This is a genomic window from Paraburkholderia sp. RCC_158, assembly GCF_041355255.1.
GTDB lineage: Bacteria > Pseudomonadota > Gammaproteobacteria > Burkholderiales > Burkholderiaceae > Paraburkholderia > Paraburkholderia graminis.
This window is the reverse complement of record NZ_JBFUPM010000011.1, coordinates 199,844-225,486: the sequence shown is the minus strand read 5'-3', so window position 1 is coordinate 225,486 and position 25,643 is coordinate 199,844. Positions and strand designations below refer to the sequence as shown.

Genomic DNA, 25,643 nt, shown 5'->3' with positions numbered 1-25,643 from the left:
TCAGTCAGTACGTCACTCGTGCGGCGAGGTCGGTCCCGGATTCGCGGGCGTGCCTGGCCCGCCCGCGGGCTTCGAGTCGACGGGTATCTGGTCTTCCACCGGCGCGTCGCCCTTTGATGCGCCATCGGACGAAGCACCATCGCCGAAAGCATGCGTCGAAGGTTCCTGCTGCGGTTCCTGTTTAGGCGGCTCGCCCGCTTCGACGCGCGGCGCGACGCTCTCCGGGTCCCACGTCAGCAGGTTGCGCTGCGGGTTTGCGATCTCGATGCCGCGTTCGCGGAAGCGGTCGAGAATGCGCCGGTTGAATTCGCGCTGCACGCCCCAGCGAGCCGAGTCGCGGCATTGCATCTGGCCGGCCAGTGTGACGGCCGAGCCGTCCACCGCGTCGACGCCCCAGAAGCTGAAGTCGGACAGAATGCCGTCCTTGAACTTCTCCTCCTCGCGCAGGCCGGCGCCGATTTCCTTGAGCGTGTCGATCGCGAGATCCACGTCCTGGCCGAATACGATGTTGACGCGGACCGCCGCATTGCCGATGCCGCGATTGGTGTTGTTGACCGTCGATACCGAACTGAACGGCACGGTATAGAGCGAGCCGTCGCTGCCGCGCAGGCGCACCGTGCGGATCGACAGATATTCGACGGTGCCGGACACGCCCGCGAGCGTGACCCAGTCGCCGACCTGCATCGCGTTTTCCATCAACAGAAAAATGCCTGTGATGAAGTCCTGCACGAGTTTTTGCGAGCCGAAGCCGAGCGCCACGCCGAAGATGCTCGCGCCCGCAAGAAGCGGCCCGATGTTCACGCCGAGCTGGCTCAGCCCGGTCAGCACGACGACGAGAGCGATCACGCAGAAGAGGCCGGTGCGCAGCATCGGCAGCAGCGTGCGCAGGCGCGCGGCGCGCACGAGGTCGCCGGTCGTGGTCCAGCGATCGAGCCGCCGTTCGACCGATACGTTCACGCTTTCCCACACGAGCAGCGCGATCACGGCCGCCACGCCGATCGTGACGATGGCCGACGCGAGCCGGTGGCCGACGCTGCCGTCGCGGAACAGTTCGCCGACATCGACGCCCCATACCGCGAGCAACGCAAGCGCGGTCACGATGCCGATGATCCACGCCACCACGCGTCGCGCGAGCGGATAGTAGCGGTACGCATGCCGGTTCACGAGCGAGCGGTCCGCGTCTTCGCGTCCGTTGAAGAGCCGCGCCAGTCCGCCGAAGATCACGATGGCGAGCACGCGCGCGCCCACCAGCACCGCGAGCGACGCGCCGCCCAGATGCAGCAGCGCGTGATAGCCGTTGCGCACGTCGAGCGCCCAGACGAACCACAGCGCCATCACGACGAACACCGAGAGCCATGCCCATGCATCGGCGAGCGCATTGCCGAACATTTCGAGCGATGGCCGCGAAGCGGCGCGCTGCCGGATCAGTTCGCCGACCGGCTTCGCGCATTGCAGGATCAGGATCGAGAGCATCACGTGGCCGGCGAGCGCGACGACCTTCATCAACGCGAGATGCGCGGCTTCGTTCAGGCCGAGCGATTGCCCGATTTCCGCAATCGCCGAGCCGACGCCGACCACGCTGACAATGCGGATCACCCAGCGATGCACGAACACGGCCCACGCATCGCTCATGCGCAACAGGCGCAGACGCGGCGCGGCCGGCTGCAGGAAGAAGCCGCTCACGATCACGATCAGGCGGCACAGCACATAAATGTCGACGAGCGAATCGAGCGCGCGGTCTGGCGGCGTGCCGTCGTCGGTGAAGATCGACATGAGGGCGCTCGCCGCGCCCACGAACACCGCCAGCGGCAGCAGGCGCAGCACGGTGATTAGCAGCGCGCGGGGCAGGCGTTGCAGGAGCGTCCAGTGATGCGTGGCGTTTTGCTTGCCTTTGGCTTCGGCCGCTTTGCCGCTGGTGGCGGACGGCGTGGGGCTTGGTGTGGATGTTGGCGTCGCGGAAGGTTGGCCCGTTGCGGGCGTCGTTGCGGCACTGGCCGCTGCGGCGGCTTGTGCGCGGGCTGTTGTTGTGGATTCGGCTTTCGATTCCGCTTGGGCCCGTGCTTCGGCCTGCGCCTCGGCGACCGGCGGTGCGGGCAACGGCGGCGCGGCATGCGCGGCGTCGGCAGGCTGCGGTTCGACGTCGACGGGCAAGTCGGTGCGCGGCGCGTCGGCGGGATCGCCATGCTCGCGGCGCGCGGCCAGCGTGCGATACGCGCGGCGCAGCACACGCCGCGCGAGCCATTCGAGCACCAGCGCCGGCAACAACGCGGCCAGCAGCGACCAGGCGACGTGCGCGAGGATCGAGCGCGCTTGCGGACTGGTCGATTGCCAGTTCCACCACGCGCGCACCGAGGCGACGTCGAGCAGCGCCGTCACCGAGTTGCGCAGCGATCCGCCGAGATGGACCGCCCAATGCGCGCCCTGACGGGCGAGCTGCGAGGCCAGTCCGTTCGATTTGAACGCGGCGGGCACGAGCGACGCTGCGCCGCTCGCGGCAGCGGGCGCGGAGGCGGCCGTCGGCGCGGAGGCCGGCGCACTCAGCGCGCCGGCCGCGGCGATGGCCTGCAAGGTATCGGCGACCTGCGCGCGGCGCCTGGGGTCGTTGAGAACCGAGAGCGCCTGGCGCGCCTGGTCGGGCGTCAGCGTGACGGCGGTGCCGGAAGCCTCCGCGGCGGGAGTGGCCGGCGTCACCGCGGCGAAAGCGGGCGGGGCGCCGAGAATGAGCAGAACGACGAAGCAGGCGTGTAGAAATTTGCGCATAAGGTATGGGACGGGCTGCGGAATGCGGACGGCGGCAGGACGCATCGGCCGGTCTGGCTGTTTTGGGCCTGGGCCCCGGTCTTGACCGACACGAGTTTCGCCGCGCAAGTTCCTGAGGCGGCGGCCGCTGCGTCGTTATGGGACGCGACGCGGCGTCCGGGCTCGCGAAGACGCGCGCGTCGGCGACGCGTCGGCAACATGCGGTAGCAAGTTGCTTGCCCGTGGGTTTTGGAGGGACCGCGCAAGGAGAGGGAAGGACTCCGTTGCGCGTGGCTCAGCGGCCAACGGGGCGAGATGCCGTGAACGGATAGTAGGCGATATAACGCCAAGGACAACGCTAAGACAGCAACGCGAGGCAGCAACGCCAAGAACAACGCCGAGGCAGCAACGCCGAGGCAACAACGGCTGGCACAACGGCACGCAACAACGGCAGGCACAACGCCAGGAACAACGCCAAGAACAACGCTAGGCACAACCAGGCTCGACACCCGAAGCCTCACACCCAGCGCCGCAACCGCAAAACAACCCGCGCCAAGGGCGGACCACCAACCCTAAACTGCCCGCCCGCCGTCTACACCGACAACCACCTAAACCTAAACCGAAGCCGTCGACACCAATCCATGCCCGCGCCGCTCAGCCTGGCTGTCCCCGTCCGCATCCGCGCCGCCGTTCGACCCGTTGCCGCCCGAAGGCTCCGGATGCAGCCGGTCGGCGTGCATCAGCCGGTACAGCGTGGCGCGCGAGATGCCCAGTTCGACCGCCGCCTCCGACAACTTATAGCCATGCCGCTGCAACGCATGTTCGATCGCGTCTTTCTCGGCCTTGCTGCGAATTTCCGCGAGCGTGACAGCGGGCCCGTTGTCCGTGGCCGGCAAGCCGAGGTCGTTCGCGGTGATGAAACGGCCCTCGCTCATCACGACGGCGCGCCGCACGCAGTTGATCAGCTCGCGCACGTTGCCCGGCCACGCATAGTTCGACATCGCGACGATCGCGTCGCTCGACAGCCCGCGCAATTTGCGCGCGCCGTCCTGCTTGTACATGCTGAGCGCATAGTTCGCGAGCAGCTTGATGTCGCCGCCGCGTTCGCGCAACGGCGGCTCGACGAGGCGCAGCACGCATAGCCGGTGATACAGGTCGGCGCGGAAGCGGCCGTCCTCGACTGCCTTGTCGAGATCGACGTGCGTCGCCGAAATAACGCGGACGTCGACGTGAATCGGGCCGTTGCCGCCGAGCCGCTCGATCGTGCCTTCTTGCAGAAAGCGCAGCAGCACCGCCTGGCATTCGTGCGGCATGTCGCCGATTTCATCCAGAAAGAGCGTGCCTTCATGCGCGCTCTCGATCCGCCCGATCTTGCGCTGAAGCGCGCCGGTGAACGCGCCGCGTTCGTGACCGAACAGTTCCGCTTGCAACAGGCTCGGCGGAATCGCCGCGCAATTGATCGCGACGAACTGCCGGCCGGTGCGCGGGGAGCGCTCGTGAATCGCGAGCGCGGTCAGCTCCTTGCCCGTGCCCGATTCGCCGGCGATGAACACCGGCGCCTCGGTCGCGCCGCATTTGTCGATGCGCCGGTACAACTGCTGCATCGCCTCGCATTGACCGACCATGCCATGCCGCCCGAGCGACGGTTCCGGCGCTACATGTCCATGCCTCAGCGACGACAGCCCATGCGCGTGGCCGAGCGCGAACACGAGACGCTCGTTGAGCCACGGCCGCGTAACGAAGTCGAAGCAGTAATCGAGGATAAAGCGGCTGACCAGTTCGTTATCCGCCTGGCCCGGCGCGATCTGCGCGACCCAGTTGGTTTCCGGGCGGCGCATGCACGCAGCGAGCGCGGACAACTGCTGCGTCGTGCAGTCTTCCGGCAGTTCGACCAGACCGACCTTGACGTTGTCGCGCTCGATCATGCGTTCCGCGCCCGCCGCGTTTTTCGCGTGCACGGCATGCCAGCCCGATGCGGCGAGGAAGTCGGCGAGTTTCTGATCGGGCGAGCTCGACACATAAAGAACGGTGCGTCCGGTGTCCGCAGATGCGAAAGTCATTTCCATTACCCCCGATTCCTACTGCTCGAAAGACTGCTGTGCGAGATATTGAAGACCGGTAGTGGCCGGCCTACAGTCGACGTTTGCGGCGGAGCGAGCAGGGCGCGGCGCAAGCCGCGAGGCACCGCATTATCGCGGCAGGCGACGGAAGGTGCCTCGTGGCAACCGCCGGAGTAGTTCATCCCCGAATCACTTATACCGTTTCTTAACTCGTTCGTTTTTTTTATGGCGCTCTGACTGGCGCATGACTCAAACATAAGCGAAAGCGCTTTGGAATGCTATACAAACAAATCAGTATCGAGAAAGTTTCCCGATTTGACGTGCGCTTATTCGGCAGTCGCCTGATTTTGCAAGGCGCCGCGCGGCTAATCCGATACTGTTCGGACGGCGATACGTCAAGCCGTGTTATGCGCGCTGGAGTACACAGCGCGTGAACGAATGCGCTTTACGCGTCGGCATACATCCATTGGCGATGTTTCATGCATGCAACAAAAATCGCATAAGCCTTTTCGGCCATTTTCGTGTCGCTTTTATGTGTTTCGGCGTCGGCATTAATGACCGGGCTCGCACACAAACCGCGAAGCCGCGCGGGCGTGGCAGCGAATGGCGCTTATCGGAAGCGTGTATTCGATGCGTTAGATGCGCATTTTGCAGACCGCGTGAGCGCCCAGACGCGTCTCGAATACGAATCACCGGCGGTTTTTCAGTTGGGCGATCGGGCGGACGGTAGCGTTGCATCGTCGGCGACGCTCCGCGCGACGGCACCTGGGCGCACATGGCATAGCCATTGCATTAAGGGAGTCGCAGCGAATCTGTTGTGCCGGTCAGTAGAGGTAACGACCGGCGCAATAAACGACTTCGTGGACGTGGCCGGGGAATGCCATTGCGTCTACGAGGCTGCGGCGGGGCCACTGACAGACGGACGTCAAACAACACGGGGCGAACGACCGATGCGAAGCGGTCGTTCGTCACCCGACGACGCAACGCTCTGACCTCGCCGGTTTTTTTCGTCTGTGAAGGTGCAAGTGTTGGGCCTATAACGACAGGTCGTCGCGCGGCAACGTTTGCGCGACCGACGTGCATAACAGGGAAGGGGCAGCGTACGGTCTGGACCAACCGGCGCGACGAAACGGGGAGAAGGCCACAGCCTCCACAAGAGAGGCACATAGCGAGGTGGACCGGGCGCCGTGTTCGCGCTTTCGCGTGGGCACGGCGGACCTGGAAGGCTGCAACGCAGCCGTCAGCGCATTTCAGTGTGTCATTCTCACGGGGGATGTCATGAAAGCACCTGTTTCCGGGCCGGCCCGCGCGCCGCGCCACGATCAGCCGGCCACGCCGGGTACTTGCTCTGTTACTCCATCAGTTGCTCAATTTGCGGGCAGCGTTGTCCGTCTTCGTTACCGGGCATGCGCCGGCATGCAGCGCGCGTTGTTTGCCGCGCCGCCGGTCGATCTGCTGACGCTCGTGATCGCTGACGCAATCAAGCGCCGCGAGCAGGCCGAGATTCAACGCCCCGCACTGCGCGATGCCTATGAATTGCCCGTTTCGCAGGAGCGCAACGCAGACCGCGATGCGGACATCCGCCGACGGGAATACGACGATCTGGACTGAACACCGTTGCGCAACAGCGGGCGGCACGGGCAAGGTGCATGAGCGCGGAAGCTGAAGCCGAAGCCCGCGCCCGCATCGTGCCCGTGGCATCATGTAAAGCCAGCTACCGTCAGCGAGCCGAATGCGGCGTCATCCACGATGAACGAATTCAGCGGTCCTAGCGGCGCTTCCGCGATCTTCTCGAATCCGATCCTCAACACGGATTCATACAAGGCGTCGCACTATCTCCAGTACCCGCCGGAAGCGTCGGCGATGTTTTCATACATCGAATCGCGCGGCGGGCGCTACGACCGCACGCTCTTCTTTGGCTTGCAGATGCTCATCAAGCAGTATCTGTGCAGTCCCATTACCGCACCCATGATCGACGAGGCCAAGGCGTTTTTCAGCGCGCACGGCGAGCCGTTCAACGAAGCGGGCTGGCGTCATATCGTCGAACGTCATCGCGGTTATCTGCCGGTGCGCATTCGCGCGGTGCCCGAAGGGTCGGTGGTGCCCACGCATAACGTGCTCGTCACCGTCGAATGCGACGACCCCGAGGTGTTCTGGCTCGCGTCGTATATAGAAACCATGTTGTTGCGCGTGTGGTATCCGGTCACGGTCGCGACGCAAAGCTGGCATCTGCGCAAGACGATTCGCGAGTATCTGCTGAAGACCAGCGACGATGTCACGCAACTGCCGTTCAAGCTGCATGACTTCGGCGCGCGCGGCGTGTCGAGCGCGGAATCGGCGGCGATTGGCGGCGCGGCGCATCTGGTGAGCTTCATGGGTTCGGATACCGTGCTCGGCGTGGTGGCCGCGAATCATTACTACAACGAGAGCATGGCCGCGTTTTCGGTGCCGGCCGCCGAGCACAGCACGATCACGGCGTGGGGCCGCGAGCGCGAGACCGACGCGTATCGCAACATGATCGCGAAGTTCGCGAGGCCGGGCGCAATCGTTTCCGTGGTGTCCGACTCTTACGATCTGTTCGCTGCGTTGAAGGTGTGGGGCACGGAGCTGAAGCAGGCGGTGCTCGACTCCGGCGCGACGCTTGTGATCCGCCCCGATTCCGGCGATCCGCGCAGCATCGTGTTGCAAACGCTGCGCGCGCTCGAGGCGTCGTTTGGATCGGTGCTGAACAGCAAAGGCCGGCGCGTGCTCAACAACGTGCGCGTGATTCAGGGCGACGGCGTGAATCCCGACTCGCTCGAGGCCATACTCGCGGCGATGGACCGCGCGGGTTTCGCGGCCGACAACATCGTGTTCGGCATGGGCGGCGCGTTGTTGCAGCAGATCAACCGCGACACGCAGCGCTTCGCGATGAAATGCTCGGCGATCCGCCTCGGCGATACATGGCATGACGTATCGAAAGACCCCGTGACGGACAGCACCAAACGCTCGATGAAAGGACGGCTCACGCTGCTCATCAATCGTCAAACGGGCGAGTACCGCACGGCGACGCTGCCGCTCGCGCCGGATCGGGACGCGCGCGCCGATGGCTCCGATTGGGACGATGCGATGGAAACGGTGTTCGATTCGGGCAAGCTGCTCGTCGATGTATCGTTGTCGGAAATCCGGGCTCGCGCTCACGCGCACGAAGGCTAGCGCATCGCGGATGCGAGCGCGGGCGCGATCATTCGATACAATCCCGCGAAACTCGGCTGATCGTGGGCGGCGCGTGCGGTTCGATTGCCGGTTGCATCGCGCACAATCAAACCGGCTTCCATATCGGCTGCAATGCGGGCTTTTAATCCGGCAACTCAAGTACACAACAAATGAGCCATCCCAACACCGAACTGATCGAGCGCTTCTACACGGCGTTCCAGCGGCGCGACGCCGCCACCATGATTGCCTGCTATGCCGATGACGTCGTGTTCAGCGACCCGGCGTTCGGCGAATTGCGCGGCGACGAAGTGCGCGACATGTGGCGCATGCTGGTCACGCGCGCGCAGGATTTTTCGCTGACGTTCGATAGCATCGAAGCCGATGAACATAGCGGCCGCGCGCATTGGACCGCGGGCTATGTATTCAGTCAGACGGGGCGTCCGGTGGTGAATCACGTCGAAGCGCGCTTTGCGTTTCGCGATGGACTCATCGTCGAGCATCGCGACAGTTTCGACTTGTGGGCGTGGATGCGCCAGGCGTTGGGCGCGCGCGGCGCGCTGCTCGGATGGTCGCCGCTCGTGCATCGCTCGATCCGCGCGCGAGCGAGAAAAGGGCTCGCGATTTACCGGCGCCAGGATCATGGCGCCTGAGCGCGGGCTTCCGCCGATGCATTATTCTTGTTCTATCCGACAGCGGAGGCGCGTATGCCGGTAGTGGATGCCGCGTGGCAGGAATGGCTGCGCACGAATGCAGCGCGCGGCTGCACGATCGATTCGATGATCGAGGCGATGGTCCAGGCGGGTTTTGCCGCCGACGCAGCCGCACAAGCCGTGCGTGGCGCGTTCGGCGTGGTCGCGTCGGGTGCAGCGGCTTCGCCGGTAGCGGCGGGCGGGATTGAAGCCGCGCTGCCGCAAACGGCGCCGAGTGCGCCTGGTGTGCAGCGTATGCCCTATGCGTACGACGACGGGCCTGTCGCGCGCGGCAACACAATCCGCGCGTTCGACCGCGATGTCCAGGTGTTGATGCGCTGCGAGCGTCCGCAGGTGATCGTGTTCGCGAACGTGCTGTCGCCGGAAGAATGCAATGAAGTGATCGAGCGTTCGCGGCATCGGCTGAAACGCTCGACCATCGTCGATCCGGCGACCGGCCAGGAAGACGTGATTCGCAACCGCACCAGCGAGGGCATCTGGTATCAGCGCGGGGAAGACGCGTTCATCGAGCGGCTCGATCAGCGCATCGCGAGCCTGATGAACTGGCCGGTTGAAAACGGCGAGGGCTTGCAGATTCTTCACTACGGCCCAACCGGCGAATACCGGCCGCATTTCGACTATTTCCCGCCCGACCAGCCTGGCAGCACCGTGCATACGGCACGCGGCGGACAACGCGTGGCCACGCTCGTCATCTATCTGAACGATGTGCCGGACGGCGGCGAAACGATCTTTCCGGAAGCGGGTTTGTCGGTGGCCGCGAAGCAGGGCGGTGCAGTGTATTTCCGTTATATGAACGGCCAACGTCAACTCGATCCGCTGACCTTGCACGGCGGCGCGCCGGTGCGTGCCGGCGACAAGTGGATCATGACGAAGTGGATGCGCGAACGGGCGTATGTGTGATTGATTCGGGAGTTACCGAGGCACGTTGCCTTCGCTTGATCAGGCGCTGCGGTAAACGTCCGCGTTATGCACTTCCATGAAAAGCTCGGGGTTCGACAAAGCGCTGAAGCCATGCGGCCGATACACATGATGCGCGTCCGTCGTCGCGAGCATGATTCTTCGCAGGCCCTGCAACGACTCGCTCGCGAATAGTTGCGTGAGCAGCGCGTGCGCATAACCTTTGCCGCGATACTGCGGCAGCACGAAAACGTCGCACAGGTACGCAAAAGTCGCGTGATCCGTGACGACGCGCGCGAACGCCACCTGTTTACTGCTCGGAGAGTCGCCAGAATCGTCGTCGAGATAGCCGCCGAAACATAGCGACCCTGCAATCGCGCGTTCGAGCGTTTCGCGCGGCATGCCCTTCGCCCACGGCGTTTCCTGCGACAGGAACGCGTAGATCATCTCGACGTCGAGTTCGTTCTTGTCGCTTGAAATTCGCAGATCGGTGACGGTGCTCATGTAGTCTCCTGAACGCTCCAGAAATTTATCAGCCCTTCGCGGGATCTTCCGTTCCACGCGAACCGCCGCCGATGCTCTGGCCGGCATCGCGCGCAAGACCCATGTAGCCGATCACCGACAGCAGCGTCAACACGCCCGCGAGCAGAAACGCGAGGCGGAAATCGTCGAGCGTGAAGACGAGGCCTGCGGTCTCGTGGCCTGTGGTCTCGCCATTGAAAAACGCGGCTGCGCGCAGCGACACTGCGCCGAATGCGATGCCGAGCCCGATCGTCATTTGCGCCGCCGCGCTCCACAGCGTGCTGGCCCCGCTCATTTGCGGCTGCGCGACGTCGGCGTAGGCGAGCGTTGCGAGCGTCGAAAACTGCATCGAGCGCGCGACGCCATACACAAACACCACGATCAGCACGAGCGCGAGCGGCACCTCGGGCGTCAGCAATCCGCACGCGATGATGAAGATGCCGGCCACCGTTACGTCGACGATCGACACCATGCGAAAGCCGAAGCGCTGCAGGATGCGCGTGGTCAACGCCTTCATGCCGAGATTGCCGAGCGCGCTCGCGAGCAGCAGCAGACCCGACTTGAAAGCGGACAAGCCGAAGCCGACCTGGAACAGCAGCGGCATCAGATAAGGCACGGCGCCAATGCCGATGCGCGTGAAGGAGCCCGTCACGACGGTCACGGAAAAGGTCGGGATCTTCAGCGTGGACACGTCGATCAGCGGATGCGGATGTCGCTTCGCATGCTGGAACGCGACGACACCGACCAGCAAACCGGCGACGATGATCGCCCCGGCAATCCACGGGTTCTCGGCCGGCTGGCTCGCCAGTTCCGCGCCGTACAGGATTGCCGTGAGCGCGGTGCCGCTCAGCAGCAGGCCGACCAGGTCGAGTGGTTTGCGTTCGCTGCCGCGCAGGTTCGGCACCATCGCGAGCGCGACGGCCATCACCGCGAGGCCGAACGGTACGTTGAGCAGGAAAATCCAGCGCCACGACGCGTAGGTCGTGATGAAACCGCCTATCGGCGGGCCGACCACCGGCGCGGCGATAGCGGGCCAGGTGATCGTCGAAATGGCCTGCATCATGCGGCTTTTTTCGGTGCTGCGAACCACGATCAGCCGGCCGACCGGCACCATCATCGCGCCGCCGATGCCTTGCAGCAGACGCGCGGCGGTGAATTCGGCGACGTTCTGCGACAGTCCGCACAGCACCGAGGCCACGGTGAACACGCCGATCGCGCTGAAGAACACGGTGCGCGAGCCGCAGCGGTCGGCAATCCAGCCGCTCGCCGGAATGAAGATGGCGAGCGCCAGCATGTAGGCCGTCATGCCGAGGCTGACGCTGTTAGGGCCGACGCCGAACGAGTGCGCCATCTGCGGCAACGCGGTCGCGATGACCGTGGTGTCGAGATACTCCATGAAAAACGTGGCGGCGACGATATACGGCAGCCAGCCGACGTGCTTGTGCGGCGCGCTCGCTGCGCTCATTGGAAGGCTCCGGGCAGCGTGGGCATGGATGCTTCGTCAGGCGTGCGGCGAATGCGCGGGCGAATGCGGGGCGCCGGGGACGCTATGCGCGTTATGCACGCTATGCGCGATGTGATGGGCTTCATTTTTCTGACTACCTTTCGCTGGCGAATACGTGTTTTGCGGGCGTTTGCGCGCGTTTGCTCCGTCCGGTGCGAGGCGGACTCGCGGCGGCCGCCTCGGGTTGCTCGGCTGGCGGTTGTGCAGCAGGGCGGGCGCGATTTCGCCGGCCCCGCTGACGTCGCTTCGCGCGGCTTTGCACGCCGGCCCTGAATCGTAGCGCAATCGAGCCTGGCGCATCAGCACGATGCGCATGCTTGCGGCGATGGCGCGCGAGGGGAGCGCCGAACGCCGAGCATGCGAGCACCCAGCACCCCGCGTGCCGCCCTCCACGCTACGTGAACACGTTTCGACGCGCTCCGCTCAATCCTTCGCGGCATACTCCCGATCCAGCCGGTCATACAACGGCTTGTTCACAAGACGCTGGCGCTCGCTGAACGGCGCGACCAACGTCGCGTCCTCGTCGAGGCGGCCATTCGTTTGCAGGCTGCCGAGCGCGCGCTGCATGCCGAGCACCGCGCCTTGCAGCGCCGCGTTCGCGTAGAGCACGATCCCGTAGCCGAGCTTGCCGAGCGCCTCGCGCGACTGCACCGGCGTCTTGCCGCCGATCACGATGTTGATCAACTGCGGCGCGTCGAACAGCGACGGCAGCCGCTCGATGTCCGCGAGCGATTCGGTCGCCTCGATGAAGAGAATGTCCGCGCCCGCCTCGATGAAGCGATGACCGCGCTCGATCGCATCCTCGATACCGTGGACGGCCGCCGCGTCGGTGCGCGCCATGATCTGCAGATTGCCGTCCTCGCGGGCATCGACGGCCGCGCGGATCTTGCCCGCCATTTCGCTCGCGCTGATCACTTCCTTGCCGGAAAAGTGCCCGCATTTCTTCGGCATGATCTGGTCTTCGAACTGGATCACGTCGGCGCCGCTGCGCTCGAGGACGCGCACCGTCTGGCGCACGTTCAGCGCGTTGCCGAAGCCGGTGTCCGCGTCGACGATCAGCGGCAGCGCGACCGCGTCGCGGATCCGCGCCGTGTGCTCGGCGACTTCCGCGAGTCCGATAAAGCCGAGATCGGGGAGGCCGAGCGACATGTTGGTGACGCCCGCGCCCGTGATGTAGATGGCCTCGAAGCCGGCGTCCTCGATCACGCGGGCGCTCATCGCATTGAAGGCGCCGGGCACGAGCAGGCCCTGGCGTTGGTTGACCTTGGCGCGGAAGGCGGCGCGGCGTGTGGCGGAAGTGGTCATGAGAGGTGTCTCCGGAAAGGTTTGATGTGTTGAGGTGATTCGGGAAGTGCAGGATGCATGCCATTGACGGCGGGCCACAGGTTTTCCATGCAGAATCAAACGTTTGCACGCGACTCTGGGCCGCGCAGCGTTTCATGGCAAAATGGCTGGGCGTTTCATGAAACGTTTCGCGGAACGCTCATAATCCCGCCTTTCGGCCGCAGCAATCGGAGCATCCCGTTGTCAACGTTCACGCCTGCTTTCGTCAACGCCGACCCGGGCCGGCCCGGCATCGCCCTCGTCAGTATTAGCCGCCTGCAGTCGCTTTGCGAGACTATCGCGCCGCGCTACGCCGGCCGCGCCCGATTTTTCTCGATCCGCGAAGGCTATGGCGCCGCGGTCACAGCGCTCCAGGCGCACGTCGATGCCGGTTCCGTCGATGTCGTGCTCGCCGCCGGCTCGAACGGCGCGTATCTGCGCGAGCACCTCAGCGTGCCGGTGGTCATGGTCAAGGTCAACGGCTTCGACGTGCTGAGCGCGATCACCCGCGCCACCGCCGCGCGGCCGGGCGCGCCGATCGGCCTTGTGCTGCACGAAACCATCTCGCACGAACTCGCCGATCTCGGCGGCTGGCTGAACGTTCGTCTGACGCAGCGCGCCTACCGTTCGGTCGATGAGGTGCGGACCGCCGTCAACGATCTGGCCGCCGAGGGCTGCCGCGTCATCATCGGTCCCGGCATGGCTTGCGATCTGGCGCAGCAGGCGGGTCTGGACAGCGTGTTTCTGTACTCGCTCGGCGCGGTCGAGGAAGCCTTCGAGCGTTCGGTCGAACTCGCGCGCGTGAGCCGGCAGAAGGAATCGAAACGCGTGCGCCTGAACACGATCGTCGCGCATCTGCGCGACGGCGTGGCCGCTTTCGACGACGCCGGCCAGCTCGAAGCCGTCAATCCCGCGATGCTCGATCTACTCGGCCTGACCGGCGACCGCCACGGCGACCGCCACCGCGATAACAACCACGGCCGCGACGTGCCCGCCGAACTCGCCCGCACGCTCCGCCCCTGGCTGCGCGAAGCAGCGGAACGCGGCGGCGCTGCGGAGGAACGCATCGAACAGATCGGCGAACGTTCGCTGATCGTCAACTGCGTCCCGATCCTCGAGCAGGGCGCGCGTTCCGGTTCCGTGGTCACGGTGCAGGACGCGCTTGTCGCGCAGCGGATCGACCGGTCGCTGCGCACGAGCCAGCGGCCGAAGCATCTGGTCGCGCGGCATCGGCTGGACGATCTGGTCGGCGAATCCGCGGCGCTCGAACGCGTGCGGCGGCTCGCGCGCGCAGGCGCGGCGCACGACGCGACCGTCCTGCTGACCGGCGAAAGCGGCACCGGCAAGGAGCTGGTCGCGCAGGGCATCCACAACGCGAGCCGGCGGCGCGGCAATCCGTTCGTCGCGTTCAATTGCGCGGCGCTGCCGGAAGGCTTGATCGAAAGCGAGCTGTTCGGCCACGAGGAGGGCGCGTTCACCGGCGCGCGGCGCGGCGGCAAGCCGGGCCTGTTCGAGATCGCCCACACGGGGACCATTTTCCTCGACGAAATCGGCGAGATGCCCGCCGCGCTGCAAAGCCGGCTGCTGCGCGTGCTGCAGGAACGCGAGGTGATGAAGCTCGGCTCGGGCCGCGCGACGCCCATCGACGTGCGGGTGATCGCCGCCACGCATCGCGATCTGCATGCGCTCGTCGAGCAGGGCGCGTTTCGCGCGGACCTGTATTTTCGTCTGAATCTGCTTCAGATAGAATTGCCGCCGCTGCGCGAGCGGCGCGCCGATGTCGTTCCGCTCGCCCGGCACTTGTTAAGCCGCGGGGCGCGCCAATATGGGTTGTCGGAGGCGTCGATCGGGCGGGTGCTGCAGTTTCTGGCGCCGCTGTTCGAGCGCTACGCGTGGCCGGGCAATGTGCGCGAACTGGAAAATCTGTTGACGCGCGCGGCCATTTATCTCGGCGACGCGGCCGGCGATCTCGACCGTGACATCGGGCCCGATCTGCTGGCGCTTTTCCCGGAATTCGACCGGATGCAGCGCGAAAGCGGCAAAGATACGCTTCGTATTGCTCCCAACGCGCACGCCGCCGACGCCGCCAGCGCTCCAGCGGCGCCCCGGATCACCCCGACCCGCGACGACGTCGCGAAGGCGCTCGAGCAGTGCGGCGGCAATCGCGCGGCGGCAAGCCGGGCCTTGGGCATAGGCCGAACCACACTGTGGCGGCTGCTCAAAGCCGACGACGCATGATAGCCCGAAGCCCCGGAGTGGATAGAATCAATCTATCGGAAGAATTAAAACAATCCACTTTACCTATTAGGCGTGGTCTGACATACTGACTCCACTTTCCAACCACTCAGAAAGAGGACTCAGCAAATGCCGATCATCAATAGTCAAGTCAAACCGTTCAAGGCACAGGCTTATCACAACGGCGAATTCGTGACCGTCACTGAAGAAAGCCTGAAGGGCAAGTGGTCGGTTTTCGTTTTCTATCCGGCCGACTTCACGTTTGTTTGCCCGACCGAACTGGGTGACCTGGCCGATCGCTACGCCGATTTCCAGAAGCTCGGCGTTGAAATCTACAGCGTGTCGACCGATACGCACTTCACGCACAAGGCCTGGCACGACACGTCGGACACGATCCAGAAGATCAAGTACCCGATGATCGCCGACCCGACGCTGGCAATCTCGCGCAACTTCGACGTGCTGATCGAAGAAGAGGGTCTGGCTCTGCGCGGCACGTTCGTGATCAACCCGGAAGGCGAGATCAAGCTGTGCGAAGTGCACGACAACGGCATCGGCCGTGACGCAGGCGAACTGCTGCGCAAGGTGCAGGCTGCGCAATACATCGCGGCGCATCCGGGTGAAGTCTGCCCCGCCAAGTGGACGCCGGGCGCAGAAACGCTCACGCCGTCGCTCGACCTGATCGGCAAGATCTAAGGTCTCGCAGCTTCCAAAGCTGCGCATAGCCTCAAAGCTTCAGGCAGTCGCGCCCACGCGGCGCATCACCGTGCGAACCGCTTCATGCAGCAGTTCGCGCGTCCCCGGGCCGCACGCGTTTTACACGAATGCGTGCGGCGCCGGGAATCCAACACCCATCGTCACGGAATCGAATAGCCATGCTTGATGCCAATCTCAAGACTCAGTTGAAAACGTACCTCGAAAAGGTTAGTAACCCTATCGAGATCGTCGCGTCGCTCGACGACAGCGCGAAATCGCAAGAGCTGCTGGCATTGCTGAACGATATCGCGACGTTGTCGGAACGCGTTACCGTCATCGAACGCCGCGGCGACAGCGAACGCAAGCCGTCGTTCTCGATCGGCGAGCCGGGCAAGGACATCGGCATCCGTTTCGCGGGCATTCCGATGGGGCATGAATTCACGTCGCTCGTGCTTGCGTTGCTGCAGGTCGGCGGCCATCCGGTCAAACTCGACGACGCGGTGATCGAACAGATCCGCAGTCTCGACGGCGACTATCAATTCGAAACGTATTTCTCGCTGTCATGCCAGAACTGCCCGGAAGTCGTGCAGGCGCTGAACGTGATGGCGTTGATCAACCCGCGCATTCGCCACGTCGCGATCGACGGCGCGCTGTTCCAGAACGAAGTCGAAGCACGCCAGATCATGGCTGTGCCGACCATGTTCCTGAACGGCGAAGTGTTCGGCCAGGGCCGCAGCGGCGTGAAGGAAATCCTCGCGAAGCTCGACACGAATGCCGGCGCGCGTGCAGCGAAGGAACTGGAAAACAAGCCGGTGTTCGACACGCTGATCGTCGGCGGCGGGCCGGCTGGCGCGGCCGCGGCGATCTATTCGGCGCGTAAGGGCATCGCGACGGGCGTCGTCGCGGAACGCTTCGGCGGCCAGGTGCTCGATACGCTCGCGATTGAAAACTTCGTGTCCGTCACCGAGACCGAAGGACCGAAGTTCGCCACCGCGCTCGAGCAGCACGTCAAGACGTATGAAGTCGACATCATGGACGTGCAGCGCGCCGAGGCGCTGATTCCCGGCCGCATCAACGAAGTGCGTCTCGCGAATGGCGCGGTGCTGAAGGCCAGAACGATCATTCTCGCGACGGGCGCGCGCTGGCGCGAAATCAACGTGCCGGGCGAGCGCGAGTACCGCAATCACGGCGTCGCGTACTGCCCGCACTGCGATGGCCCGCTCTTCAAGGGCAAGCGTGTCGCAGTGATCGGCGGCGGCAACTCGGGCGTGGAAGCGGCCATCGACCTCGCGGGCATCGTGCGCGAAGTGACGCTGTTCGAATTCGGCGCTACGTTGCGTGCCGACGAAGTGCTGCAACGCAAGCTGCGCAGCCTCGCCAACGTGACGATCGTCACGCAGGCGCAGACTACCGAAATCACCGGCGACGGCAAGAAGGTCAACGGTCTCGTCTACAAGGATCTGCGTTCGGGCGAAGTGAAGAAGGTTGAGCTGGAAGGCGTGTTCGTGCAGATCGGTCTCGTGCCGAACACCGAATGGCTGAAGGGCACGGTCGAGTTGTCGAAGCACGGCGAGATCGTCGTCGATGCACGCGGCGCGACGTCGGTGCCGGGCGTGTTCGCAGCCGGCGACGTGACCACGGTGCCGTTCAAACAGATCGTGATTGCGGTCGGTGAGGGCGCGAAGGCATCGCTCAGCGCGTTCGATCATCTGATCCGCAACAGCGAGGAAACGGAAGCGGTTAGCGAGGTAGAAGCCGAAGCGACGGTTTGATAATCGCGCCTGGCAAGTAAGTAGCGAATGACGGCGGCCCGCGGGCCGCCGTTTTTATTGCATCTGCGCTGAACATGTAAAAACACGCGGAAAAACAGGCGCAAAAAAGCCGCCCGGCGCAAACCGGGCGGCTCTCAGCGACGCAAGCGAGTATCGCGCGTCAGACCGCTTATGCCCACAACGCCGACGTCTCGATGTCGCGCAGATCGAATACCAGCACTTCGGCGTCGCGGCCTTGCGTGAAGCTCAACGCTTCCTCGCCGCGCACGCGCACGCCGTCGCCTTCGCCGAGTTCCACGCCGTTCACCGTCACGCTGCCGCGCGCGACGTGCACATAGGCGTAGCGGTTGCTCGCGAGTTCGAGCCGCGCCGTTTCGTCGCCGTTGAACAGGCCGGCATACACGCGAGCGTCCTGTTGCAACACCAGCGAACCGTCCGCACCGTCCGGTGACATAACGAGGCGCAGCACGCCGCGCTTGTCGTCCTCGCTGAAATGCTGTTGCTGATAGCGCGGCGCGGTGCCCTTTTGCGCCGGTGCGATCCAGATTTGCAGAAAGTGGACCGGGTCCGTCTTCGAATGGTTGTATTCGCTGTGCGCCACGCCGGTTCCCGCGCTCATCAACTGGATGTCGCCGGGCACGATCACCGAACCGGTGCCCATCGTGTCCTTATGTTCGAGCGCGCCTTCGAGCACGTACGAGAAAATCTCCATATCGCGATGCGGGTGCTTGCCGAAACCCTGGGCCGGCGCGACGCGGTCGTCGTTGATCACGAGCAGGTCGGAGAAGCCGTTTTGCTTCGGATCGTGATAGTGCGCGAACGAAAAGGTGTGACGCGAACTGAGCCAGCCGTGCTCCGCGCGGCCGCGTTGATTGGCGTGTCTGATTTCAAGCATCTCTTTCTCCTGTGAGCCGACGCTTTGGCGTCGTGATCGTCGTCCATGCAACTTTCGTTGCGGGCGATCGGGACTGATGTGTTGTCCGCGATCCATGAACAGGAGTGTAGGTCAACTCTTGAGGCTATAATCGGCCGTTGATCGGAAACACCGTCTCGTTCTAGTGGACAATAGCCATGCAACTGGATGACATGCGGATTTTCGTCGCGACTGTCGACGCGCATAACTTCACCGCCGCTGCGAAACGCCTGTCCCTGTCGAAGCAGTTTGTCAGCCGCCGCGTAATGGCGCTCGAAGAAGCGCTCGGCGTGCCGCTGCTCGTGCGCAACACGCGCAAACTGGCCGTCACCGAGTTGGGCCAGGAATTTTATGGGCGGGCCAAACGCATTCTCGGCGAGGTCGAGGACGCGGAGCAGGCCATGTCGCTGCGGCGCGCGGGGCCGCGTGGTCTGCTGCGGGTGAGTGCGCCGATGTCGTTCGGCATGATGCATTTGTCGCCGCTCGTCGCCGACTTTCTGCGCGAGCATCGCGACGTGCGTTTCGATATGGAGTTGAGCGACCGTACCGTCGATGTGGTCGGCGAGGGCTTCGACATGGCGGTGCGGATCGGCGTGTTGCCGGACTCGACGCTGATTGCGCAGAAATTATTCGACGTGAATCTCGTCGCGTGTTGCAGTCCGCGCTATCTGCGCCGTCGCGGGACACCGGCCGCGCCCGCCGACCTCGCGCGCCATTCATGCCTGCTTTACGGGCACGGCGGTGTCGTGGCGTGGGAGTTCGCCGTGCATGGCGCGTTGAAAAGCTTCGAAGTGCAGGGGCCGCTGCGCGCGAACAACGGCGATCTGATTCGCGATGCGGCCGTGGCCGGCCTCGGAATAGTTCGGCTTCCTGATTTCATTGTCGCCGACGCATTGCGAAGCGGCGAGCTCGTCACCGTGCTCGACGAATTTCTGCCGAGCCCGACGGGCGTGTATGCGGTCTATCCGCAACATCGGCAGAGTTCGTTGACGATTCGTGCTTTCGTCGACTTTCTGCGCAAGCATTTGAAGAAGCGCCTGACGGCGTGAACGCCAGGCGCCGCATTACTCAACATTCAATCGACACTCAGGCGTCATTCAGCCGTCGCGGAAAATAAAGCTGTAGCCGTTCAATGCGGGCACGCCGCCAAGGTGCGCATACAGCACGCGCGAGCCTTCCGGAAACTCGCCGTTGCGCACCATGTCGATCATGCCGTGCATCGACTTGCCCTCATACACAGGATCGGTCAGCACACCTTCAAGGCGCGCGCACAAACGGATTGCCTCCAGCGTGCCGGCGTTCGGCAAGCCATATTCCGGGCCGCCGAAGCGCTCGTCGAGCACCACGTCCTGAGCGGTGATGTCACGCGCGAGGCCCACTTTCTCCGCTGTTTGACGAGCGATTCTCGTGATCTGCTCGCGCGTCTGCGCGGGCTTGGCCGATGCGTCGATACCGATGACGCGCTCGGCGCGGCCGTCGGCGGCGAAGCCCACCACCATGCCGGCCTGCGTGCTGCCCGTCACCGAGCACACCACGATATAGTCGAACCGAAAACCTAGTTCCACTTCCTGCTGACGGACTTCTTCCGCGAAGCCGACAAAGCCGAGGCCACCGAGCGGATGGTCCGAGCAGCCGGCCGGAATCGCATACGGCTTGCCACCGGCGGCGCGCACGCTTTCCAGCGCATCTTCCCAGCTTTTGCGAAAGCCTATGTCGAAGCCGTCCGGCACGAGACGCACGTCGGCGCCGAGTATGCGCGACATCTGGATATTGCCGACACGGTCGTACACCGCATCCGAATAGTTGACCCAGTTCTCTTGCACCAGCACGCACTTCATGCCGAGATGCGCGGCAACGGCGGCGACCTGGCGTGTCTGATTCGACTGAATGCCGCCAATTGACACGAGCGTGTCGCAGCCCTGCGCGAGCGCCTCGGGAATCAGGTATTCGAGCTTGCGCGTCTTGTTGCCGCCAAACGCAAAGCCGCTGTTGCAATCCTCGCGCTTCGCATAGAGATGCACTTTGCCGCCCAGATGATCGCTCAGGCGCTTGAGCGGCTGGATGGGCGTCGGCCCGAAAGTGAGCGGGTAGCGGGGGAAGCGTTGCAGGTTCATGGCATCTCCGTGATCGATGGGTCGGGCGCGGGCAAGCGGTTGCCGCGTTCAGCACATGGTAGGAAAAATGCCGGGAAATGAGCTTGCGAAGAAAATGCTTCGGGCGTAACTTCGAGATCGACAACGCTGTTTGCGTTTAATTTTATTTCGCCGTGGAGCCAATGAACAAAACGAAAGTTCGCGCTGCTTCAGCGGCGCCCGCCGCCGGCAATGCCCCCAGCGACTCTCTGCAATCGCTTGACCGCATCGACCGGGCAATCCTGCGCCAGTTGCAAACGGATGCGTCCATCTCGAACGTCGCGCTGGCGGCAAAAGTAAAGCTGAGCGCGCCGGCCTGCTTGCGGCGCGTCGAACGTCTAAAGGAATCTGGCCTGATTCGCGGCGTGGTTGCGTTGATCGACCCGAAGTCCGCGGGCGCGGGCATGCTCGTGATCATCGGCGTGGTGCTCGATCGCTCCACGCCCGAATCGTTTGCGAACTTCGAAAAGGCCGCGCAGAAAGTGCCGGGCTGCATGGAGTGCCATGTCGTGACCGGCGAATTCGATTACTTCATGACCATCCGCACGCGCGACAGCGACAGCTTCAATCGCCTGCATGCCGAGCAGTTGCTCTATTTGCCCGGCGTGCGGCAGATCCGCTCGTTCATGGTGCTCAAGGAGATTCTGTCGACCACCCGTTTTCCGCTTTGACGTCTTCTGTAACGGTTCGCGTTCGCCGGCGTGAAGCGAAAAACACGCGCATGCTATTGGAGGTTGTCATTAATGCGGCGCTCGCGCGACTAATACTCGGGGCCATTCGAGCCACGCGAAACGCGCCGGGCCGCGTGAACCGCGCGTGAACCGAAAGGTATCGCCGTTATGCAGGTGCAATGAGGACAGACAGGACAGACATCATGAACATCGACAAACGTATCGACACCAAGCGCTCCCGCTCGCGCGTGGCAAGAATTTCCGTTGGCATCGGCTTCGGCGCGCTCGCACTGCTGCTCGCGCAACGCATGGCGTTTTCATCGGAAAACGCGGTGCCGATCGCGCCGCCTGCGCTTGACGAGCCCGTCTCCGCCGCGTCGGCGCATGAAGAAACCGCGGTCTTCGCGGGCGGCTGCTTCTGGGGCGTGCAGGGCGTATTTCAGCACGTGCGCGGCGTGAAGCAGGCGGTGTCCGGCTATTCGGGCGGCCAGCGCGACACGGCGCATTACGAAACGGTGAGCGGCGGCGCGACCGGCCACGCTGAATCGGTGCAAGTCGCGTTCGATCCCGCGCAAGTCACCTACGGCCAGTTATTGCAGGTGTACTTCTCGGTGATTCACGACCCGACGCAATTGAATCGCCAGGGCCCGGACAGCGGCACGCAATACCGGTCGGCGGTGTTCCCATTGAACGATACGCAGCGGCGAGTCGCGCAGAGCTATATCGCGCAACTCGAGAAAGCGCACACATTCACGGCACCCATCGTGACAAAGGTGGAACCGTTCAAGGGCTTTTATCCAGCCGAGTTCTATCACCAGAACTACCTGACGCAACATCCGAACTCGGGGTACATTGCGCTTTACGATTTGCCGAAAGTGGCCAGTTTGAAGCGCCTGTTCCCCAATCTGTACAGTGACAAACCCGTGCTTGTTCAGGCCGCGCAATGAGGCGCGCGGCGTCGTCCGGTCATGGGCCTAATGAGCCTTGAATCGGCTTTAGAAAAAAGCGCTGCCCCGTGCAGCGCTTTTTTATTGGCTTCTCTCGCGGTGAAGAGAGGCGGCTGGAGGCGCGCCTCCACGTCGTAGGCCCGCATCTTGCACTAGCAGGTCCGTCGGCAAAACTTTCGCTCTGTCTGTTCCGACGAATACCGTAGCAGTAAGCCTTGTGCATTGCGGTAGAGGGACCTGGCGCAGTAACCGGTTTTGCCGTGCAACGCATCCTGTTGCTGAAAAACTTACATGTCGCGAGTAGCAACGCGGCGGTCGCCCGAGTTCATCGCCCGACGCGCTGGGCTTGGAGCGAGCAAACGTAACCCTCTTCGCGATACGCGAGATTGGAGGCATTGGTGTTGAACAGCCGTAGAAAGCGGATCAACGAGGTCCGCAATAAACAAACAGGCATCGCGGCAATTTGCGGGGTAGCCGTCGCCATCGGCGGCGTTGCTGCTCTTCCGGGGACGGCGTTCGCGCAAACGCCTTCGCCATTGGGCGAATGGCAGTACTCGGTGGGCATTCCGCTGCAAAAGATGTGGCAGCCGACGATCCCCGACTGGCAATTGCGCGTTGGCGCTGCAGCGTCGTTTCAGCCGCGCTACGAAGGCTCGGACCGCTATCACCTGATGGCCGGCCCGAGCATCGACGTGCGCTATAAAGACCTGTTCTTCTTATCGAGCGGCGAAGGTTTCGGGGTCAACTTCGCGCAAGGCCCGAACTGGCGCGCGAGCCTCGCAGCGGTCTACGACCTGGGCCGCCGCGCACACGACGATCCGCAGGAACTGAACGGTCTGGGCAATATCAATGCCGCGCCGGGGCTCAAGCTGTCCGGCGAATACGTCATATCCAAGGACTTTCCGCTGGTCTTGCGCGCGGACGTGCGCCGCTATTTCGGCGGATCGAATGGGTGGATCGGCGATCTCGGCGCATATATGCCGATGCCCGGCAGCACGAAGAAATTCTTCTGGTTCGCCGGCCCGAACGTCACGCTCGCGGACTCGACCTATATGAATAGCTGGTTCGGCGTGAATCAGCAACAGGCGGCGCATTCGCAGTTTCGGCAGTACCACGCGAGCGCGGGCTTCAAGTCGGTGGGCTTCGGTATCAGCGCTGTGTGGCTGTTCGACAAGCACTGGTTCGCTACCGCCGACGGCGCATTCCAGCAACTCGTCGGCAGTGCGGGGAATAGTCCGGTCACGCATCGCAAGGGCAATGGCGTTGCGGACATATCGATCAACTACCGGTTCTGAGTGACGCACAAACGTGCAAGCGACAGGAAGCGTAACCGCACTGGTTACGCAACCAGCGCGGTTACGGATTCACGTGCGGCGCCGCTTGCAGCCGATGCGTGTTTTTCGACGCTGCAGCGGCGGACGCCGCCGCTTCCGATACGCCTGCGGGACCGGCTGCAATATCGCTCGGACGCGAACTGCCGACCGCCTGCGGATAGAGCGCGAGCAACGCGCGCAATACGCCGTTGGTCCAGCCGAATCCATCCTGCAACGGATATTCGCCGCCGCCCGCGGACACGCCGGGCGAGGCCGCTTCGACATCGTATTTTTCGACGAGTTTTCCAGTGTGCTGAAAGTAAGAGACGTTGGTCTTGATCCAGCGCGTCGCGATGGTTTGCGCGAGCGCGGGTTCGCTGTAACGGCGCAGGCCGATCACCGCGAGATATTGCAGCGGCGCCCAGCCGTTTGGCGCATCCCATTGCTGGCCGCTCGCGACCAGTGTAGTAGAGAGGCCGCCGGGGCGCAGCAACGTGCGCTGCACGGTCGCTGCGACGGCCTTCGCCTGCTGCCGGCTCGCGACGCCCGCATAAAGCGGATACACCGTGGCCGCGGTCAGCCTGTGCGTGAGCGTGCGATGCACGAAGTCGTAGTCGCCGAACGCCTGCAATTGCGGGTCCCACAGCACGCGTCGAATGGTGTCGGCGCGGCTCGCCGCGCGCTGTGCCATGTTCTCGGCATGCGTGACGTCGCCACGCATGCGGTACGCCTTCGCAAGCGCGCGTTCGAGATCGACCAGCAGGCAATTGAGATCGACGGGCACGAGCGACGTGACATCGACGGTAGCGAGCGTCTTGCCGTCGGCGAACCAGCGCGAGCTGAAGTCCCAGCCCGTTTCGCCGCCCGCGCGCAGATTGCGCCACAGGTCCTCCGCGTTGCGTTGCGGCGTTTGCTGCGACGTGGCGACGTCTTCGCGATAGGACTCGTCGCGTGGCGCCGCGCGCTCGTCCCAGTAACGGTTGAGCAGCGTGCCGTCCGCGAGGCGCACGACATGGCGGTTCGCATGGCCGGCGGCGAGGCCTTCGCTGCCGTTCATCCAGTACGCGTATTCACGTTGCAGATCGGGCAGGTATTGGGCGTAGACAGCGTCGCCGTCCTTGTCGGCCACGAGCCGCACCATCTGCGCGAAGAAAGGCGGTTGCGAGCGGCTCAGATAGTAAGTGCGGTTGCCGTTTGGAATATGGCCGTAGCGATTGATCAGGGTTGCGAAATTTTTCAGTTCGTCGACGACCCACGCATGCCGGCCGCTGGCCTCCAGACCGAGCATGATGAAGTACGAGTCCCAGTAATAGATTTCGTCGAAGCGGTCGCCCGGCACGATGTACGCATCGGGCAGCGGCAGCAGCGACGACCAGCGGCTTGCAGTCGAGTCCGGCTCGCGGCGCAATACCGGCCACAGCGTATCGATGTGGCTCACCACGTCCTCGTTCGGATTGGACACATAGCTTTTCGACGCTCTTGCAGGCAGCGTGAAATTGCGCTTCACGAAGTCGCCGAGATTGAAGCCGGGCTGTTGCCGCGTGCTCGCGTAGTCGGCGGCGATCTGCTCCGGGGGCGCGAGCGGCACCATGTCGGCGAACGTCTTGCTGTCCGGAAAAAGGTGAGCGAGCTGGACGTCGCGATAAAGCTCGGGATATTGCTCGGAAGGCGGCACGGGCACAACCGGCGATGCCTGCGACGGCGGCTCGACGTGCAGCGCGACGCGCGTGATGCCGTTCACCGTGTGGGCAACGTCGGCAGTAGAAGCAGCAAGCGCAGCAGTAGCGAAAGACGCATGCAGCACGAACGCCGCAACGAGCGCGCTGCGCAAACGGAAGCGGTTGGAAGCGAAGGCTTTATCGGTCATCGGCTGAGCCAGGAGAAGGAACGCATGAATGAATAAGCGGGCATTGTTCGCATCATTGACCGCGGCCGGTCCAGCAAAGTTGCGTGCTTCTTGCGCTCTTCATGAAGTAAGTCAGAGCGCGCTCACGCACGCAAAAAACGAGACCCGTCC

19 protein-coding genes are annotated in these 25,643 nt (G+C 63.8%); 11 read left to right on the top strand and 8 right to left on the bottom strand.

Annotated features, from left to right (window positions below; translation table 11 throughout):
• Positions 1-12: 12 nt before the first annotated feature.
• Complete coding sequence (locus tag AB6809_RS22065) at positions 13-2,760, bottom strand: mechanosensitive ion channel family protein (RefSeq protein WP_371027164.1); 2,748 nt, start codon at positions 2,758-2,760, stop codon at positions 13-15.
• Between the two features lie 593 nt (positions 2,761-3,353).
• The gene (locus tag AB6809_RS22060; protein WP_029970519.1) at positions 3,354-4,805 is read right to left on the bottom strand and encodes a sigma-54 dependent transcriptional regulator; all 1,452 of its coding nucleotides are present in this window, start codon (positions 4,803-4,805) and stop codon (positions 3,354-3,356) included.
• Between the two features lie 1,197 nt (positions 4,806-6,002).
• On the opposite strand from AB6809_RS22060, the gene AB6809_RS22055 reads away from it, so the two are divergent.
• The 4 genes from AB6809_RS22055 (at position 6,003) to AB6809_RS22040 (ending at position 9,604) form a co-directional block, all read left to right on the top strand.
• A complete protein-coding gene (locus tag AB6809_RS22055; RefSeq protein WP_310033772.1) occupies positions 6,003-6,410 on the top strand; it encodes a hypothetical protein in 408 nt (135 codons plus the stop codon).
• 138 nt (positions 6,411-6,548) lie between these two features.
• Complete coding sequence (locus AB6809_RS22050) at positions 6,549-7,994, top strand: nicotinate phosphoribosyltransferase (protein WP_371027163.1); 1,446 nt, start codon at positions 6,549-6,551, stop codon at positions 7,992-7,994.
• 170 nt (positions 7,995-8,164) lie between these two features.
• Positions 8,165-8,644, top strand: coding sequence for a nuclear transport factor 2 family protein (locus tag AB6809_RS22045; RefSeq protein WP_006046978.1), 480 nt, complete (start codon positions 8,165-8,167; stop codon positions 8,642-8,644).
• A 54-nt stretch (positions 8,645-8,698) separates the two neighbouring features.
• Positions 8,699-9,604 carry a 2OG-Fe(II) oxygenase gene (locus AB6809_RS22040; RefSeq protein WP_029970522.1) on the top strand — a complete coding sequence of 302 codons (906 nt, stop codon included), beginning with the start codon at positions 8,699-8,701 and terminating at the stop codon, positions 9,602-9,604.
• A 39-nt stretch (positions 9,605-9,643) separates the two neighbouring features.
• On the opposite strand, the gene AB6809_RS22035 is transcribed toward AB6809_RS22040, so the two are convergent.
• The 3 genes from AB6809_RS22035 to AB6809_RS22025 all read right to left on the bottom strand — a co-directional run bounded on the left by AB6809_RS22035 (position 9,644) and on the right by AB6809_RS22025 (position 12,932).
• Positions 9,644-10,105 carry a GNAT family N-acetyltransferase gene (locus AB6809_RS22035; RefSeq protein WP_371027162.1) on the bottom strand — a complete coding sequence of 154 codons (462 nt, stop codon included), beginning with the start codon at positions 10,103-10,105 and terminating at the stop codon, positions 9,644-9,646.
• Between the two features lie 28 nt (positions 10,106-10,133).
• The gene (locus AB6809_RS22030; protein WP_371027161.1) at positions 10,134-11,588 is read right to left on the bottom strand and encodes an MFS transporter; all 1,455 of its coding nucleotides are present in this window, start codon (positions 11,586-11,588) and stop codon (positions 10,134-10,136) included.
• Positions 11,589-12,050: 462 nt separating this feature from the next.
• Complete coding sequence (locus tag AB6809_RS22025) at positions 12,051-12,932, bottom strand: oxaloacetate decarboxylase (RefSeq protein ID WP_371027160.1); 882 nt, start codon at positions 12,930-12,932, stop codon at positions 12,051-12,053.
• A 219-nt stretch (positions 12,933-13,151) separates the two neighbouring features.
• Here AB6809_RS22025 and prpR point away from each other — a divergent pair, with 219 nt between their 5' ends.
• The 3 genes from prpR to ahpF all read left to right on the top strand — a co-directional run bounded on the left by prpR (position 13,152) and on the right by ahpF (position 17,650).
• Positions 13,152-15,188, top strand: a complete 2,037-nt coding sequence (prpR, locus tag AB6809_RS22020; RefSeq protein ID WP_371027159.1) for a propionate catabolism operon regulatory protein PrpR — start codon at positions 13,152-13,154, stop codon at positions 15,186-15,188.
• A gap of 126 nt (positions 15,189-15,314) precedes the next feature.
• A complete protein-coding gene (gene ahpC / locus AB6809_RS22015) occupies positions 15,315-15,878 on the top strand; it encodes an alkyl hydroperoxide reductase subunit C (protein WP_006046984.1) in 564 nt (187 codons plus the stop codon).
• 179 nt (positions 15,879-16,057) lie between these two features.
• Positions 16,058-17,650 (top strand): alkyl hydroperoxide reductase subunit F, encoded by a 1,593-nt coding sequence (gene ahpF, locus AB6809_RS22010; protein WP_053859170.1) that lies wholly within the window; start codon positions 16,058-16,060, stop codon positions 17,648-17,650.
• Positions 17,651-17,819: 169 nt separating this feature from the next.
• Here ahpF and AB6809_RS22005 read toward each other — a convergent pair whose 3' ends face one another.
• Positions 17,820-18,545: a pirin family protein gene (locus AB6809_RS22005; RefSeq protein WP_029970532.1), complete on the bottom strand. Its 726-nt coding sequence runs from the start codon at positions 18,543-18,545 to the stop codon at positions 17,820-17,822.
• A gap of 176 nt (positions 18,546-18,721) precedes the next feature.
• On the opposite strand from AB6809_RS22005, the gene AB6809_RS22000 reads away from it, so the two are divergent.
• Positions 18,722-19,612, top strand: coding sequence for a LysR family transcriptional regulator (locus AB6809_RS22000; protein WP_371027158.1), 891 nt, complete (start codon positions 18,722-18,724; stop codon positions 19,610-19,612).
• Between the two features lie 48 nt (positions 19,613-19,660).
• On the opposite strand, the gene AB6809_RS21995 is transcribed toward AB6809_RS22000, so the two are convergent.
• Complete coding sequence (locus AB6809_RS21995; RefSeq protein WP_371027157.1) at positions 19,661-20,677, bottom strand: 1-aminocyclopropane-1-carboxylate deaminase; 1,017 nt, start codon at positions 20,675-20,677, stop codon at positions 19,661-19,663.
• Between the two features lie 161 nt (positions 20,678-20,838).
• On the opposite strand from AB6809_RS21995, the gene AB6809_RS21990 reads away from it, so the two are divergent.
• The 3 genes from AB6809_RS21990 to AB6809_RS21980 all read left to right on the top strand — a co-directional run bounded on the left by AB6809_RS21990 (position 20,839) and on the right by AB6809_RS21980 (position 23,608).
• The gene (locus AB6809_RS21990) at positions 20,839-21,366 is read left to right on the top strand and encodes an Lrp/AsnC family transcriptional regulator (protein WP_006046989.1); all 528 of its coding nucleotides are present in this window, start codon (positions 20,839-20,841) and stop codon (positions 21,364-21,366) included.
• Positions 21,367-21,569: 203 nt separating this feature from the next.
• A complete protein-coding gene (gene msrA, locus AB6809_RS21985) occupies positions 21,570-22,313 on the top strand; it encodes a peptide-methionine (S)-S-oxide reductase MsrA (RefSeq protein WP_371027156.1) in 744 nt (247 codons plus the stop codon).
• Between the two features lie 398 nt (positions 22,314-22,711).
• The gene (locus tag AB6809_RS21980; protein ID WP_029970538.1) at positions 22,712-23,608 is read left to right on the top strand and encodes a MipA/OmpV family protein; all 897 of its coding nucleotides are present in this window, start codon (positions 22,712-22,714) and stop codon (positions 23,606-23,608) included.
• A 61-nt stretch (positions 23,609-23,669) separates the two neighbouring features.
• Here AB6809_RS21980 and treF read toward each other — a convergent pair whose 3' ends face one another.
• On the bottom strand, positions 23,670-25,493 hold the full coding sequence (gene treF / locus AB6809_RS21975) for an alpha,alpha-trehalase TreF (RefSeq protein WP_371027154.1): 1,824 nt from the start codon (positions 25,491-25,493) through the stop codon (positions 23,670-23,672).
• Positions 25,494-25,643 lie beyond the last annotated feature (150 nt).